The organism is Sporosarcina soli, from assembly GCF_042655805.1.
Classification (GTDB): domain Bacteria; phylum Bacillota; class Bacilli; order Bacillales_A; family Planococcaceae; genus Sporosarcina; species Sporosarcina soli.
This window is the reverse complement of sequence record NZ_JBHSNO010000001.1, coordinates 96,551-111,094: the sequence shown is the minus strand read 5'-3', so window position 1 is coordinate 111,094 and position 14,544 is coordinate 96,551. Positions and strand designations below refer to the sequence as shown.

At 43.2% G+C, this 14,544-nt stretch carries 14 protein-coding genes, 1 pseudogene and 1 other annotated feature; of the genes and pseudogenes, 5 read left to right on the top strand and 10 right to left on the bottom strand.

From position 1 onward, the window contains the following. Positions 1–12 precede the first annotated feature (12 nt). From ACFPRA_RS00475 to proC, 3 genes are all read left to right on the top strand, one after another. Positions 13–1,152, top strand: a complete 1,140-nt coding sequence (locus ACFPRA_RS00475; RefSeq protein ID WP_381429344.1) for an SPFH domain-containing protein — start codon at positions 13–15, stop codon at positions 1,150–1,152. A gap of 18 nt (positions 1,153–1,170) precedes the next feature. Next, a complete protein-coding gene (locus tag ACFPRA_RS00470) occupies positions 1,171–2,283 on the top strand; it encodes a TFIIB-type zinc ribbon-containing protein (protein WP_381429342.1) in 1,113 nt (370 codons plus the stop codon). Between the two features lie 61 nt (positions 2,284–2,344). Further along, positions 2,345–2,564: a binding site (T-box leader), on the top strand. Between the two features lie 245 nt (positions 2,565–2,809). Then, positions 2,810–3,619, top strand: a complete 810-nt coding sequence (gene proC, locus ACFPRA_RS00465) for a pyrroline-5-carboxylate reductase (RefSeq protein ID WP_381429340.1) — start codon at positions 2,810–2,812, stop codon at positions 3,617–3,619. Positions 3,620–3,687: 68 nt separating this feature from the next. Here the strand turns inward: proC and ACFPRA_RS00460 are convergent, their stop codons facing one another. The 7 genes and pseudogenes from ACFPRA_RS00460 to ACFPRA_RS00430 form a co-directional block, all read right to left on the bottom strand. After that, positions 3,688–4,992, bottom strand: a complete 1,305-nt coding sequence (locus ACFPRA_RS00460; protein ID WP_381429338.1) for an FtsW/RodA/SpoVE family cell cycle protein — start codon at positions 4,990–4,992, stop codon at positions 3,688–3,690. A gap of 7 nt (positions 4,993–4,999) precedes the next feature. Further along, positions 5,000–5,413, bottom strand: coding sequence for a PadR family transcriptional regulator (locus tag ACFPRA_RS00455; RefSeq protein WP_381429336.1), 414 nt, complete (start codon positions 5,411–5,413; stop codon positions 5,000–5,002). Positions 5,414–5,416: 3 nt separating this feature from the next. Beyond that, complete coding sequence (locus ACFPRA_RS00450; RefSeq protein WP_381429334.1) at positions 5,417–5,950, bottom strand: sigma-70 family RNA polymerase sigma factor; 534 nt, start codon at positions 5,948–5,950, stop codon at positions 5,417–5,419. A gap of 291 nt (positions 5,951–6,241) precedes the next feature. Beyond that, the gene (locus ACFPRA_RS00445) at positions 6,242–7,057 is read right to left on the bottom strand and encodes an MFS transporter (RefSeq protein ID WP_381429331.1); all 816 of its coding nucleotides are present in this window, start codon (positions 7,055–7,057) and stop codon (positions 6,242–6,244) included. An 11-nt stretch (positions 7,058–7,068) separates the two neighbouring features. Beyond that, entirely contained in the window at positions 7,069–7,491 is a 423-nt protein-coding gene (locus ACFPRA_RS00440) for an MFS transporter (RefSeq protein ID WP_381429329.1), read from the bottom strand. 68 nt (positions 7,492–7,559) lie between these two features. Continuing rightward, positions 7,560–8,029, bottom strand: a pseudogene (locus tag ACFPRA_RS00435) (PaaI family thioesterase). A 381-nt stretch (positions 8,030–8,410) separates the two neighbouring features. After that, positions 8,411–9,331: a DMT family transporter gene (locus tag ACFPRA_RS00430; protein ID WP_381429327.1), complete on the bottom strand. Its 921-nt coding sequence runs from the start codon at positions 9,329–9,331 to the stop codon at positions 8,411–8,413. A 499-nt stretch (positions 9,332–9,830) separates the two neighbouring features. Here ACFPRA_RS00430 and namA point away from each other — a divergent pair, with 499 nt between their 5' ends. Together namA and ACFPRA_RS00420 are read left to right on the top strand one after the other, a co-directional pair. After that, entirely contained in the window at positions 9,831–10,850 is a 1,020-nt protein-coding gene (namA, locus tag ACFPRA_RS00425) for an NADPH dehydrogenase NamA (protein ID WP_381429325.1), read from the top strand. A gap of 119 nt (positions 10,851–10,969) precedes the next feature. Next, complete coding sequence (locus ACFPRA_RS00420; protein ID WP_381429323.1) at positions 10,970–11,446, top strand: YbaK/EbsC family protein; 477 nt, start codon at positions 10,970–10,972, stop codon at positions 11,444–11,446. Between the two features lie 388 nt (positions 11,447–11,834). On the opposite strand, the gene rnz is transcribed toward ACFPRA_RS00420, so the two are convergent. From rnz to ACFPRA_RS00405, 3 genes are all read right to left on the bottom strand, one after another. Beyond that, positions 11,835–12,779 carry a ribonuclease Z gene (rnz, locus tag ACFPRA_RS00415; RefSeq protein ID WP_381429321.1) on the bottom strand — a complete coding sequence of 315 codons (945 nt, stop codon included), beginning with the start codon at positions 12,777–12,779 and terminating at the stop codon, positions 11,835–11,837. A gap of 16 nt (positions 12,780–12,795) precedes the next feature. Then, positions 12,796–13,980 (bottom strand): DNA polymerase IV, encoded by a 1,185-nt coding sequence (locus ACFPRA_RS00410; RefSeq protein ID WP_381429319.1) that lies wholly within the window; start codon positions 13,978–13,980, stop codon positions 12,796–12,798. 74 nt (positions 13,981–14,054) lie between these two features. Further along, positions 14,055–14,531 carry a chemotaxis protein CheW gene (locus ACFPRA_RS00405; RefSeq protein WP_381429317.1) on the bottom strand — a complete coding sequence of 159 codons (477 nt, stop codon included), beginning with the start codon at positions 14,529–14,531 and terminating at the stop codon, positions 14,055–14,057. Positions 14,532–14,544 lie beyond the last annotated feature (13 nt).

Sequence of the window (14,544 nt, the reverse complement as noted above, 5' to 3'; positions counted from 1 at the left end):
GGGCTCATAAGAATGGGTTTGTTCGGATTTTTCAAAAATCAGTTTATCGAGGTCATTGAGTGGACCGATTCAAATACGAATACAATGGTGTACCGGTTCCCCGTGCATAATAATGAAATTAAAATGGGAGCTGAACTGACCGTCCGGGAATCACAAGTGGCCATTTTTGTCCACGAAGGAGAGATTGCAGATGTCTTCGGTCCGGGGCGTCATCTATTATATACGCAAAATATGCCGATTTTGACAAAGTTAAAGGCATGGAAACATGGATTTAACTCTCCGTTTAAAGCGGAAGTATATTTTGTCAATACGAAGCAATTTATCAATCAGAAATGGGGAACTTCCAATCCAATCATGATGCGGGACCCGGAGTTCGGTATGATCCGTTTACGCGGGTATGGCATCTATTCGTACCGTGTGTCCGAACCGACTGTCTTCCTGAAAGAAGTGTTCGGAACGAATGCCTCTTTCGATACGAGTAGCATCGAAGGACAGTTGAAAAAGATGGTGCTATCGGGATTGACCGATCTGTTTGCCGAATCGAAAATACCGGCTTTGGATTTAGCCATGTATTACGATGAGCTCAGTGAACGAGGGAAAGAAAAGATGGTAGAACGGTTTAATGCGTTTGGATTCGAGATCACTTCCCTCTATATTGAAAACTTGTCGTTGCCTGAAGAAGTCGAAAAAATGATGGATAAACGGACATCGATGGGTGTGCTCGGAAATATAAATCAGTACCAGCAATTCCAGGCAGCGGAAGCCATTCGGGATGCAGCGAGAAATGAAGGCGGCGGACTAGCAGGAGCAGGGGCAGGCTTGGGGGCAGGCGCCGCACTCGGCAATATGATGGCGAATGCTTTCCAAGGAAATCAGCAGCAACCGGTCCCTCCTACAGCCCAGCCCGATAAAGTGAACTGTCCACATTGCCAGTCACCCAATAACGCGGGAGCAAAATTTTGTGGGGAATGCGGGAAAGCCCTTCAAACACCAAAAGTCCCATGCATTAGCTGCCAGGCAGATATCGACGCAGATGCAAAGTTCTGCGGACAATGTGGCACAAAACAAGTGACGGAAAAAACGTGTGCGAAATGCGGCAACGTAAACGCTCCGGATGCCAAATTTTGTGGCGACTGCGGCGACAGCTTATAACAAGGATGAGGTGTGCATGTGAGCCGCTTGGAAAATGAAGATTTTAAAATAATTGAAGAAACAAAAGTGAATCAATGCCTTTCCTGTGGCGGCAATGCGGTGTTCGAACCGGCAACCGGAACATTGAAATGCCCGTTTTGTGACAGTGAAAGAGAAATCGAAACAACGCGTGAAAACACCATTGAACACGATTTTTTACAAGCCCTCGAAAAGGAAAACCATAGCTGGGATGACGAAAAACGCGTTTTCAAATGTGAAAATTGTGGTGCCGAAACACTGTTGGACAAAGATAAAGTAGCGGATTTCTGTTCATTTTGCGGTTCTTCGCATATTGCCACCAGTGAACACCATGCAGGTATCAAACCTGCATTGGTTATTCCTTTCCGGATAACAAAAGAAGAGGCCGTTGATAAATTCAAAGTATGGATCCGAAAACGTTATTTCGCCCCTTCCAAGTTGAAGCAATCATATCAATTGAATAAAATTACAGGTACCTATTTGCCCTATTGGACATTCGACTCACAAACCGACTCCTCCTTTGTCGTCCAAATTGGAACTTATTATTATGTGACGGAGACACGTACCGTCATCGAAGATGGAAAGCCAAAACAAGTGACAGAGCAAGTCCGGAAAATTAGCTGGCGGACGGAAAGCGGGCGTTACAGGGAATTTTTTGATGATGTATTAGTCAAAGCTTCCCGTAACGTGGCCACCGGGCTTATTGATAAGATCGAGCCTTTTGATCTGAATGGACTTGTCGACTATAAATCCCAATATTTATCGGGTTTTTTAGCGGAAAGGTATTCAATTCCTCTACAAGAAGGATGGCATGATGCAAAAGGGATCATCGACCAGCGCATCACAAATGGCATTTACGGACAAGTCCATGGGGATGTCGTCAATATTGTCAGCGTCGCAACAGATTACAAAGCGATTACCTATAAGCATCTTTTATTGCCGATCTGGATTTCTTCCTTTGTATTCAACAACACGATTTACCGCTTTCTTGTCAATGGACAAACAGGTAAAGTGAGTGGCAATTCTCCAGTCAGTGTCTTGAAAGTGACGGTTGCAGTATTAACCGTATTGGCAGTCATTGGAGTCGTCTACCTATTCACGGAAATGAGCTAATCATTACTTAGCATGTTGACTTTATTCGGAGGACGTGCAATAATCGTTCTAATTCAAGTACATATAAGCATTGACGAAGACCAGTAAAGGTGGAAATGGAGAACAGAAATTGTGGTCACCGGCTGAAAACCACAACTCCCTCTCCTGCTTTGAACCTCCTTCCGAGCTGCCGTGGAAACACGGACGTGCCTTTCGCGTTAAGAAGGAACAAGACGTACCGGTATGTGAAATGACCGGTAAAATTAGGTGGTACCGCGGAAACATGCGTTTTCGTCCTTTTCAGCAAGGGCGAAAACGCATGTTTTTTTATCTTCATTCAGCGGAAAACTCCCACCTCCATAGGCGGCGAGATGAATGCGGTTTTGTGTTCCTGTTCGGCGGGTGTTCAAACACCCGCTGATCGAAGATAAAGCCTCCGGCGGATGTCACAGATTTTGAAAGGAGTTAATTGAGCTTTGCTCAATTCAAAATCTGGACGCAATTACGCCGAGGCGTAATTGATTGAAAAATTAGAGGAGTGTTTAAGATGGAAACAGTAGTATTTGTAGGCGCAGGTTCCATGGCGGAAGCCGTCATTGCAGGCATTGTAGAGCAAGGTGCGATCGAACCACATAATGTCTATGTGATGAATAAATCGGATGATGAAAGGCTTTTTTCTTTACAACAAAAATATGGAATTTCCATTGTGTGCAAAGAAAGAAAGATAATGAGGACAGCCGATTTAATCGTACTTGCGACAAAACCGAAAGACATCCATCAAGTAATGGCAGACATTCACCCACTGTTATCAGATGACGCGGCTATCTTATCTGTCATCGCGGGCGTATCGATTGCGACGATGGAAGAAGGTCTCGGAAAAAGACCGATTGCCCGTTCGATGCCGAACACTTCTGCTACGATCGGTAAATCCGCGACAGGCGTGGCCATGAACTCCACCGTCGATGAAACGATGCGCCAGCACGTGCTCAGACTGTTAGGGGCGATCGGTCTAGTGAAAGAAGTGGAAGAAGATGATTTGCACACCGTCACTGCCCTATCCGGAAGCGGTCCCGCCTATGTCTATTATTTGGCGGAAGCATTGGAAGAAGCCGCTACCTCAAAAGGCCTTTCCCCAGATGTCGCCCGCTCACTCATTATTCAAACACTTGAAGGCGCAGCGGCTATGCTGAAACAAACCGGCATAGAACCAGCAGAACTGCGGGAAAACGTGACAAGTCCGAATGGTACGACAGCAGCAGGTTTGCAAGCATTGGAAGAACGATCATTCAAAGCAATCATCGGAGAATGCATCGAAAAAGCCGCAGCTCGTTCACGCGAACTTGGAGCGCAGTCTTAAGAAAATCAAAAATCCGCAGAATGGGCGCTTGGAAGCATCCATGCTGCGGGTTTTAAATTCCATTGCTTTTAGTTAGAGAGAGGAATCGAATGGCGATACATTAAATCTTTACGACGATAAACACTCAACACGACACCAATTAAAAAGGAGTTTAGCAAAATCGGCATCAATCCATAACTAATAAATGGCAAAGACATAGAGGTCATCGGGAAGAACCCGAGTGTCATGCAGATATTACTAACCAATTGAACCGTATAAAGAGCAACCGCACCGATAAGAAGAAGCTTGCCATATGGATCATGGATCTTATAGCTGATGACAATGATCCTTGCCACAAGTAGGCAAAGGATTAAAACAAGAACAGCAGCAAGAAACCAGCCATAGTGGTACGTAAAACCTACAAAGACAAAATCGGTATGCGCTCCTGGAAGTAATTCCAATGGGGTGGAGTTTCCAAACCAGCCCGCTTTTGCTAGGAGCTCTTTAATATGTAATATCATAAACCCTTCATCATTTGAATATTTTTCAGGGTTTAAAAAAGCCAAAAGCCTTACTTTTTGATAAGGGCTTGTTAATGGCCATAAAACACCGACTGCCATTAAACATGAGCCCATGGATAAAATCATAGTAGTTAAAATCTGTTTCCTGCTAAATTTGCTCCACCAAAATAGGACAAATACCATAACAACGTAGATGTAAATAGTTGAGGTGCTCGGTACCATCAAAAGTAAATAACAAGAATGAAAAAACAAGAGACCTAAATGCCATAGCTTCAACTTTTTGTTATTGAAAAAAGATGCCCAGGCAAGAAAAAAGAATGGGATGGCCATTAAGCTTTCAATTGTTAAAGGACCTAACACTACAATAGGAACTCCATCTACGATTCCTGTTGAAAATAAATTTATCGTTAAAAGAATGAGTACTCCGATTATGTAAAACAACCAGCCTAGCTTAGCTATTTTCCGATAATCCAGCAGCATCATTCCCCAAACCACTGCTCCACCTAAAAAAGCAAAGATAGCTTTGTGCTTAAAAAAATCGCCGGCATCCATGCCGATCCGTAAGGAATAATCAGGATCGACGAATAAAATCGGGATAAACCCTAGTCCCATAGTAGCAACTAACAATATCATCGTCAGCCAATCCACCTTTGGACGATGAAGCTTGTTCAGCTTTTGTCCAAGAGTGACCGGACTTCCCATTTGTCCGACCGCCTTTTCTTCTGCTTCCGCTTCATCTAACCCCTTTTTCATCCATTCGTGCTTCGCCTCTCTAATATGAGAATCTAGTTCAGCAGAAACAAAATCCTTCGCCTCTTTTGATTTGATTCGCTCCCTAACTTCCCTTAAATAAGATTGACCCTTTTTTTCCACTTGTCTTTCACTCCCCCTCGCCTACTAATTTATTAAAAGCAAACAGCTTCGAAGTAGATTGTTTTTCTGCTGTACGTAATCGTCTTCTTCCTTTATTGCTCAGTTGATAATATTTCACATTCGATTCGTTCCAGCTAGCGTGGAGACAACCCTCCTGTTCAAGCTCGTGTAACAGGGCATATAAGTTCCCCTCATTATCTTCAAATGTGCGCAGTCCCCGTCCACACAGTAATTGTACCAATTCAAATCCTGTTTTCTCTTGAACGAGAAGCTGCATGACGGCGAATAACACGTCTTCTTCCCTGTCATTTTCTTTGCTGATTTTCTCCCGAATTTTCCCCCGATGCTGTTCCGTAAAGTTTAACTGGGAAAATGTAGTCGTATCCATGGAATTTCTCAATCTTTTTAGGCGTTCATCCATTTGTTATCGCTCCAATCGTTCTTTCAGTAACTCCTTGGCACGTCTGAGTCTCGTTTTCACTGTATTTGCACTCACTTCCGTTAGAACAGCAATTTCTTTAATTAACAATTCTTCATAATAAAAGAGATAAATCACTTCCCTATATTTAATAGGAAGAGTCATGATTGCAGCGATCAATTGATTGTCCTCTTCTTTTTGGATGACAGCATCCTCGACCATTTGTTTCGCAGTCCGATAGTTGGCCGGCTCTTCTTCTGTCACCAATACGTTTCTGTTATACCAGCTCTTTAAGTAATCCTTGCAATGATTAATGGCAATCCGCCATAGCCATGTTCTAAGTTTTGATTTTCCGCTATATGTATGAAGCGATTTGTAGCATTTTACAAATATATCTTGCGTCAAATCCTCTGCAATTTGGCTATTGTTCACATAAGAATAGACAAGCCTTAAGAGATCCTGTCCATACCGCTCCATCAGTTCATCGATCAAAGCATCTTTGTCTTCAATTTCAATGGTTTCAGCTAGTAATTCCTCCACTTTCCTCCCCCCTTCCTGACTATTAGACGAGGTGCCTGATCAGAAGGTTTTTCATAATGCTTCAATTAATTACTTCATTGAAGGAGGAATACTCGATCCACCGCATTTTGAACACCTTGCGAAATGCTATTCAAATGTATCAAAAGCCTATCACGATACATCTTGTATCACGACAGGCTTGAAAGATTGACACGAGTTATCCTTTTGACATTGTCAAGCACCATGTGAAATTCACACATGACGTCTGACAACGAAGTACCGATGCTGTTTTCCCCCCATATTGTCTCACCGTTATGTTATGTTTTTTGCCATTCTTAATTTCTTGGAGAAAGATAGACTTTGGGGCAGTGTAATAGAGACAAAACTAGCTAGTAGCGCAAGGATTCCTGCGGCGCTAAAGGAAAAGAAGTGTGTTCCAAACATTTCAAATCCCCAACCTCCCAGGAATGACCCAATAGCTGCTCCAATTTGGTGCCCAACAAAATAAGCCAATCCATTTAAAATCCCTAATAGCCGTACTCCATATAAGTCACTTAAGATCGCGGTGGCCATGGCCACCGAACCGGCCCATACCAATCCGGCGACAGCGGAAACAAGAAAGAGCTGCCAAGTGGCCACCGACAACACAAGCCCGAAAAATCCAAGTCCACGGACAAAAAATACTAAAAACAAAATATTTTTTCGTGGAAAACGATCCGCAAACTGTCCTAAAAATAGGGTGCCGAAGATGGCGACTATTCCAATCAGCCCCACTCCAAAGGATGCGGTCATAGGTGCAAAATCATGATCCATCAACATTGGGACACCATGTGAGCCTAATAAATTCATTCCGAAACCGCAAGCAAATAAGACAAAAATAATTTTCCAATACGTTAGTGTCTTAAGTGCATCCTTTAAGGTGAAATTCGCCGGAGCCTCCTGTCTAGTTTTTACGTTGGCAGTCCCCTGACCATCAGCCCCTTCCGGTACATCCTCCCGAAAGATAAAAATTGCTGAAGGAAGAACGAGACAGATAAATATACCTCCAAATAATAAGAGGGTATTGTGCCAGCCAATCATGTCGATCAACCAAGTTTCGACGGGTGTTATTACGGCAATCCCGGCCATACTCCCTGTCGTCAAATAAAAAAGTGCTTTCCCTCTCGGACAAACCATTTGCTGATAATCGGCGACAAACTTACGCTGCTTAAAAAGGCAAGACCAATCGACAGGAACACTCCATAGGATAACAGAAAGGAAATTACCCCTTTTGAGAAAATTGTCCAACCAATCGAAACACAGACAATGGTCAGCCCAATCAGCAACAAAACCCGGGTATTAAAGGCTTTTAAAAGAACACCTGCGATGGGCATACCAATTCCATAAGCAATCATTCCAATCGAAATAATAAGTGATAATTCAGTCCGCGACAACCCTAAATCATTCATAATAGGATTAACAAAAGGTCCAATCCCCATCCGTAATCCTGTTGTAAGCAAGACGATAATGCCAGCGAAAATGACAATATACCAGCCAAAGTAGAGACGCTTGTTATGATTCATGGTATCCCCCAACTATGAGTTGACTTACATACATTCCACATGACCTCCGGCAGTTGAAATTCTTTCATCTATTTTTTAAATGTACTAGGCATTACTACAGCAACCACTTCCCCACGAGCACAAAGAATTTCATCAGCAAATATCTCAGTTTGAACCTTCCACCTTTTTGGATGGATCTCTTCCACATGCCCAATGGCTTTTAATGGAACGTCTTGCGGGGTTGGTTTTAGGAATTCCACGTTCAGTGAGGCTGTAACAAATCGAGGCGGCTCAGTCCCATCTCCGATTTCGTGACCATTTTTACGATGTAAAGCAAGTGTAGCAGAACCTGTCCCATGGCAATCGATCAATGAAGCAATCATCCCGCCATAGACGAATCCCGGAATCCCATATATTTCGGCTCGGGTTTATAGCTGGTAATGGTCTGTTCCCCTTGCCAAATGGTTCGAAGTTGATGCCCCTCCTCATTCAGCCGACCACATCCATAACACCAAGCAAAATTATCTGGATAAATATCTTGAATCGCTTTCTCTATCATTATTCTCCCACCTATTCATTATTTTAAAGTTGCTGGCTCAAGTAGACTAACTACCAAACTTGGGCATACTGATCATAATTTTTAAAGTTGCTAGGTGGCCGCCCATTACAAAATAGTATAGTTTATTCCGAAAACATTGTAAAATGCTTATTTACTATATATAATTATAAAAAAATATTTATATTTGAATGTGCAAATGCTCGAAATAGTATTTTAAGTAGCAATACGGGGTAAAGAACTTTTATGATCCAGATGTAGTGTAACAGGGATGTTCGTTAATTTTTATTGAGCATCAGAAAAGCACCTCTTGATACGTTTATCGTACCAAGAGGTGCTTCGTTGTTTGAATGGAGCTAACATTTTTTACTGTTCAAGGACTTTCTAATCCAAGGTTTGTTTTTGGTACTTTGTCTTAGCCGGCAACATTCTTTTGAAAAAGTCAAATCGCATGTCTGCCTGCCAATTGACGAAAAAGATGCCAAGAAATATAAGTACACCACCTAACAAAGTAAACCATGCCAAACGTTCTCCGAGAATAAGCCAACCGGACAAAACGCCAAAAAACGGCGCTAAAAATAAGAAAGCACTTGTCTTCTCCGGATTCCCCTTTTTCAATAGGTGAAACCAAATCGAAAATTGAACGATGGAAGCCGGTATGGCAAGCCATAATACGATGAATATGGATGAAGAGTTGATGATGAATTTAGGTTGTTCCAGAAGAAAACTTGCCGCAAATAAAATCAAACCGCCAAACAATAATTGATAGGCTGTCAATACCCATGTATCGAATTTATGTCCATGGATTTTGATAACCAAAGTAGACACAGCCCATGAAACGGCCGCTAAAAATCCGAACAAAGTTCCCACTTCGAAATTCAAATTTGCCCCCAACGTAATGAACACCCCGACAAATCCACATAATACACCCATCCATTGCCTGAGACCATACCGGATTTGTAAAAAGATTGTTCCAAAAACGACAACAAGCAATGGGTTGGTAAACGTTAATATTGAAGTTTCACCTGATGTTATCGTTCGTAATGCTAAAAAAATGCCGCCCATCACACCTGCTGTTTGAAAAAATCCTATCACTACAATCCACATCCAATTGACAAATTCTTTCGGATGTGGCCTTTTGAATAATTTAACAATGAGCGCAAAAAGTACCCCCGCAATTGTAAATCGAATGGCTACCAATAAAAGAGGAGTTGCATAGTCGAGCCCCATTTTCCCGACCGCAAACGAAGAACCCATCAAAGCAGTGGTTAATACCACTAACAAGCCAAAGACAATTCTATTCATTTCATCCCTCCTCCTACATAACCAGTGAATTTTGATTATGTCAATCAATCGTTTTCAATATCTTACTATGTATTATAATAGATCCTTATATATACGCTTTCCCCTTAAGTGTTTCACGATTATTCTCGATAAGCAAGAAGAAAGGACAGTTTCTCGGCATCCAGTTGCTTGGAAACTGTCTTCTATGTAAATCACTTTTGGAAATCGATACAATGAAATTGAAAATCTATTTCAAGATCATGTGCTCCAGATTATGAATTTTGATTTACTGATGCGCTTATCACCGCAGAACTTTTCTTGACCTTGTTCATAATCGTGTACGCAATCCAAAGTATGCCCAACCCACATTCAAGAAAAAAACGGAATCACACCGCTGTTAGAGGTCTAGTGTAAATGCACAAGATATAAACTGCCTCCCCGAAAAGACTGAGCTGAATATTCGGTCTTCACTTCCCACTTTGCTATACTGATGTAGTCAAGATATAGGGAGGGCGAGAATATGGTGAAATTGTTTGAATCGTATGCAATCCGCGAAGTTGAATTTAAAAACCGGATCGTTATGGCGCCAATGTGCATGTACTCAAGCCATAATGAGGATGGAATGGTTCAGGAATGGCATAGGACCCATTATGCAACACGCGCAGTCGGCCAGGTGGGGCTCATTATCGTTGAGGCGACGGCAGTACAACCGCAAGGGCGTATTTCTGCACAAGACTTGGGCATTTGGAGTGATGAGCATATCGACGGTCTTGCAGAAATCGTGCAACTCACCCAGCAACACGGGGCAAAAACAGGCATCCAACTCGCACATGCCGGTCGGAAAGCGACTGTCGATGGAGATATTCAGGCACCGTCAGCGATTGCGTTCAATGATAAATATAAAACACCCATTGAAATGACTGTCGAGGATATTAAAGAAACGATACAGGCCTTTAAAGCTGGCGCTATGCGTGCAAAGAAAGCCGGCTTCGATGTCATTGAATTGCATGGTGCTCATGGTTATTTGATCAATGAGTTCTTGTCGCCCTTATCCAATAAACGGACGGATGTATATGGCGGCTCCAGTGAAAACCGATACCGTATTCTGCGCGAAATCATCGATGAAGTACGTTCGATTTGGGAAGATCCTCTCTTCGTCCGCATTTCCGCGCATGATTATACGGAGGGCGGCATGACAGCCGAAGCATACGTAGAAATGGCAAAGTGGATGAAAGAGCAAGGCGTGGATTTGATCGATGTCAGTTCCGGGGCGGTTGTTCCAGCTAAAATTGATGCATATCCTGGCTATCAAGTGAAGTTTGCTGAAACGATCAAAGAAGGGGCGAATATTGCAACAGGCGCTGTAGGTCTTATCACAACAGGCATCCAAGCGGAAGAAATATTGAAAAATAACCGTGCGGATATGGTGTTGCTTGCACGGGAACTTCTTCGCGATCCTTACTGGCCCTATACGGCGGCAAGAGAACTAGGAGTGGAAATTCCTGCCCCCAAACAGTATGAGCGAGGTTGGAGATTCTAAAGAAAAACAGTTTTGGGACTCTCTTAATCGAAAGTCCTTTTTCTTTCGAAAGATATGATATATTGAAGAAGAATTATTTATTCTGACTATAGTGATAATAATGGAAGGAGTTGAATTCAATGCAAAAGTTAACAGCGAATTCTCAAGTGATACAAGATACATTACAAGAATTAGGTCATCCCAATGAAGTAGTCGTTTTAGAAGACAGTGCGCGTACGGCACAAGAGGCAGCGGATGCTTTAGGTTGCGAAGTGGCGCAAATCGCCAAGTCCATTATTTTCCGGTTGAAAAGTACAGATGAACCACTTCTAGTCGTCACAAGTGGCATCAATCGGGTTAATGAAAAGTCCATTGCCCAAAAACTCAATGAAAAGTTAGGAAAAGCCGACGCAGACTTTGTTCGTGAAGCGACGGGATTTGTCATTGGTGGGGTTCCTCCTTTAGGGCATAAAAAGCCTGTACGGACTTTAATCGATGAGGATCTGTTTCAATATGAAATGATCTGGGCCGCAGCAGGTCATCCGAAAGTGGTCTTTTCATTGACCCCGGATGAACTGAAAAAAATGACAAAGGGAGAAGTCCTCACAGTGAAATAATGCTTTTTATCTTCATTCAGGAAATCTTTTTGTACTGAAAGCGAAGCGTCAGCTACAGAAAACTCCCATCTCTATAGGTGGCGAGATGAATGCAGTTTTGTTTCCTTTTCAGCGGGTGTTCAAACGCCGGCTGAACGAATAATGGAAGGCAGTCTAAGTGCGCGACATTCTAAAAGGAAAGTGCCTTAATTTCTGCAAAGATCGCAGAAATTAAGGCAAATCGAACCCTTTGTTGTTCGATTCGCAATTCAAAATCTGGACGCAATTACGCCGAGGCGTAATTGATGCTAAACCCCCGATTTCGCCTTCTCTGAAGATGAAATCGGGGTGCTCTCATTTCCCAGGAAATATATAAAGACTATTCAAACAATTCAACCACATGCGCTCGCTAATCCTCCAAACGGATCATTTCCCCATCTTTCCATTCAAAACGTGCAAAGTCTTCTGCAATATGAAGTGTCGGGAAAATGGTTTCTCCTTGCACTTTCAACTTTGCTATATCACTCGGCATGAAGCGTGCACTAATATGATTGGCGATCAACGCTTCCACCCGAGCTTCGTTCGCAACAGAAGCGGCATCACCGATTGTCGAGTGGCCATATTCTTTTGCCAAATTGCCAGTCTCCAGATCGAATGTCGCTTCGTGCACAAGTATATCTGCTCCAGAAGCCAGTTCTACCGCAGAATCACAATAGCTTGTATCACCAAGAATAGCGACTGTAAAACCTTCTTGCGGTGCACCGGTGACTTCTTTGCTTAAAACGACCCGGCCATCATCCAGCGTCACATCTTCCCCATCTTTCAGCCGCTTCAAGAGAGGGCCTTTCGGTACTCCTGCCCCCACCGCTTTGTCGATCAGCAATTTACCTAGCAATGGCTTTTGTTCAACCCGATAGCCGTAGCAAGGAATGACGTGCCGCAAGCTTTGGGTAATTACCCGGAAATTCTCGTCTTCAAAGATAACACCCTCTTCGATTTCGTGAATACGCAGTGTATAATTCAAATGCGTTTGCGTAATGCGAAGCGTTGTTTCTAGCCATTCGCGCAGTCCTAGTGGGCCGTAGATATCAAGCGGTTCATCACCGCCTAAAAAAGAACGGGAACCAATCAATCCCGGCAAGCCGAATATATGGTCACCGTGAAGATGTGTAATGAAAATCTTTGCGATCTTTCGCGGTTTCAATGATGTATGTAAAATTTGGTGCTGCGTCGCTTCCCCGCAATCGAACAGCCAATAACCTTCTCCCTCAGCCGATAGATTTAGAACGACAGCCGATGTATTCCGTAATTTGGACGGCATGCCTGCGCCTGTCCCTAAAAATTGCAATTCCATAATAAATAGTCTCCTCTCACCCATTCCCCCGCTTGACGGTACCCGGACCGAATCTCTGCTCGATTTGCGATAATAGATCATTTACCGCCTCTTCTTTAGCATATTTTTCAAAATTGTAAATCGATAGTTGTTCGTTCAATTCATTCATCGGAACAACGTTCGACACAGTGATGCCAAGAAGACGAACGGGTTCCCCATCCCAATGACGCTTGAATAGGTCGATCGCTTCTTTATAAATATCTTGTTCCTCATAGAGCGGATTATGTACAGTTCGGCTGCGCGTCTGATTGCGCCAATCGGCCGTGCGGATTTGGATCATCACAACTGTCCCAGCTAGCTGCCGCTTATCCAGCCTATCTGCCACTTTCGCTGAAAGCCACTTGAATACTTTAAGGCATCCTTCATAATCCGTTTCATCAATGGGCAACGTCGTTGAACTGCCTACGCTTTTCCGCTCATCTGCCGCTTCCGGGTCAACCAGCCGGTGATCGATGCCATTCGCCCGGTTCCGAAGCCGGAGGCCATGTTTGCCAAGGGCCGTTTTAATGATTGTTTCATCTTTTTGAGCAAGATCGCCGATCGTGTAAATATCAAGTGTATGCATTTTCTTCTCTGTACTTTTTCCGACACCATGCATGTCGATAATCGGAAGCGGCCAAAGGATGGACTCTACTTCCCGCTTTCTTAAGATGGTGATTCCCATTGGCTTTTTCATATCCGAGGCGGTTTTAGCAAGAAACTTATTCGGAGCAATTCCAATGGAACAAGGCAAATCTAATTCCCGTAAAATTCGTTGTTGCATCTCAGTCGCAATCTCAATAGCATGGGTCAATCCGCCAATTGAGGTGATATCAATATAGGCTTCGTCAATCGAAACAGGTTCTACAAGCTCCGTATACGAACGCAATAAATCGAAAACTGCTGTCGAGGCAGTTCGATATTTTTCAAAGTCTGGAGGAACGATGACTAACTCTGGACAGAGCCTTTTCGCTTCTCCGACCGTCATTGTCGTGTAAATGCCAAACGCCCTTGCTTCATACGAACAAGTAACTAGAATCCCCCGACGCTCTTTTGGGTTGCCCGCTACAGCCATCGCAATCCCTTTTAAAGAAGGGTCATGCGCTTGTTCTACGGATGCGAAAAAGCTATTCATATCAAGATGAAGAATCACTCTTGCATGAGATTCGCCAACCATTGTCATCACATTTCCCTCCCATCAACGTAGTACCCATTATAATGCAAAAACCGGACAGAAGAAACTGCCCGGTTTTTGCATTATTGTTCTTGTACTAATTGAGCCTCGACGTATTCGTGAATGTCATCCATCCCTGTCAAGGTTTCGGATAAAATGGCGGGGCTCACTACGGTGATCATCCGATTTTCCAAATTGGCAACGGTCGTGAAATACGGTGTCCGTGAATAAGCCATCAATCCGGAAGATGTCATCGTATTTTCAGGTATGTCTAAAATCTCCTTTGCATCCAAAACGAGCAAACCGATAAATAAGTTTTCCGTCTGCACAACAACTACCCTGGCATCCGCATGCCCTTTTGCACTTCGTCCATATAAAATTTGTTCGAAATCCAAAATAGGCACTAGTTCCTCACGGATTCGCATCAATCCAAGTAAATAATCGGGTAGATGTGGAATCGGATTCACTTGTCCTAACCGTTCAATGGAGACGACCGCCTCCACGGGAATGGCATACTCTTCATTTCCACATTGGACAATAACCGCTTTTACATCATTCATCAAGAAATCTCTC

Excerpts from the sequence above, each read along its gene's own strand:
- ACFPRA_RS00475 (WP_381429344.1), top strand. The coding sequence starts at position 13 with ATGGGTTTGTTCGGATTTTTCAAAAATCAGTTTATCGAGGTCATTGAG.
- proC (WP_381429340.1), top strand. The coding sequence starts at position 2,810 with ATGGAAACAGTAGTATTTGTAGGCGCAGGTTCCATGGCGGAAGCCGTC.
- ACFPRA_RS00455 (WP_381429336.1), bottom strand. The coding sequence starts at position 5,413 with ATGGATGAACGCCTAAAAAGATTGAGAAATTCCATGGATACGACTACA.
- ACFPRA_RS00445 (WP_381429331.1), bottom strand. The coding sequence starts at position 7,057 with ATGGCCGGGATTGCCGTAATAACACCCGTCGAAACTTGGTTGATCGAC.
- ACFPRA_RS00440 (WP_381429329.1), bottom strand. The coding sequence starts at position 7,491 with ATGAATCATAACAAGCGTCTCTACTTTGGCTGGTATATTGTCATTTTC.
- ACFPRA_RS00430 (WP_381429327.1), bottom strand. The coding sequence starts at position 9,331 with ATGAATAGAATTGTCTTTGGCTTGTTAGTGGTATTAACCACTGCTTTG.
- namA (WP_381429325.1), top strand. The coding sequence starts at position 9,831 with ATGGTGAAATTGTTTGAATCGTATGCAATCCGCGAAGTTGAATTTAAA.
- ACFPRA_RS00420 (WP_381429323.1), top strand. The coding sequence starts at position 10,970 with ATGCAAAAGTTAACAGCGAATTCTCAAGTGATACAAGATACATTACAA.
- rnz (WP_381429321.1), bottom strand. The coding sequence starts at position 12,779 with ATGGAATTGCAATTTTTAGGGACAGGCGCAGGCATGCCGTCCAAATTA.
- ACFPRA_RS00410 (WP_381429319.1), bottom strand. The coding sequence starts at position 13,980 with ATGACAATGGTTGGCGAATCTCATGCAAGAGTGATTCTTCATCTTGAT.
- ACFPRA_RS00405 (WP_381429317.1), bottom strand. The coding sequence starts at position 14,531 with ATGAATGATGTAAAAGCGGTTATTGTCCAATGTGGAAATGAAGAGTAT.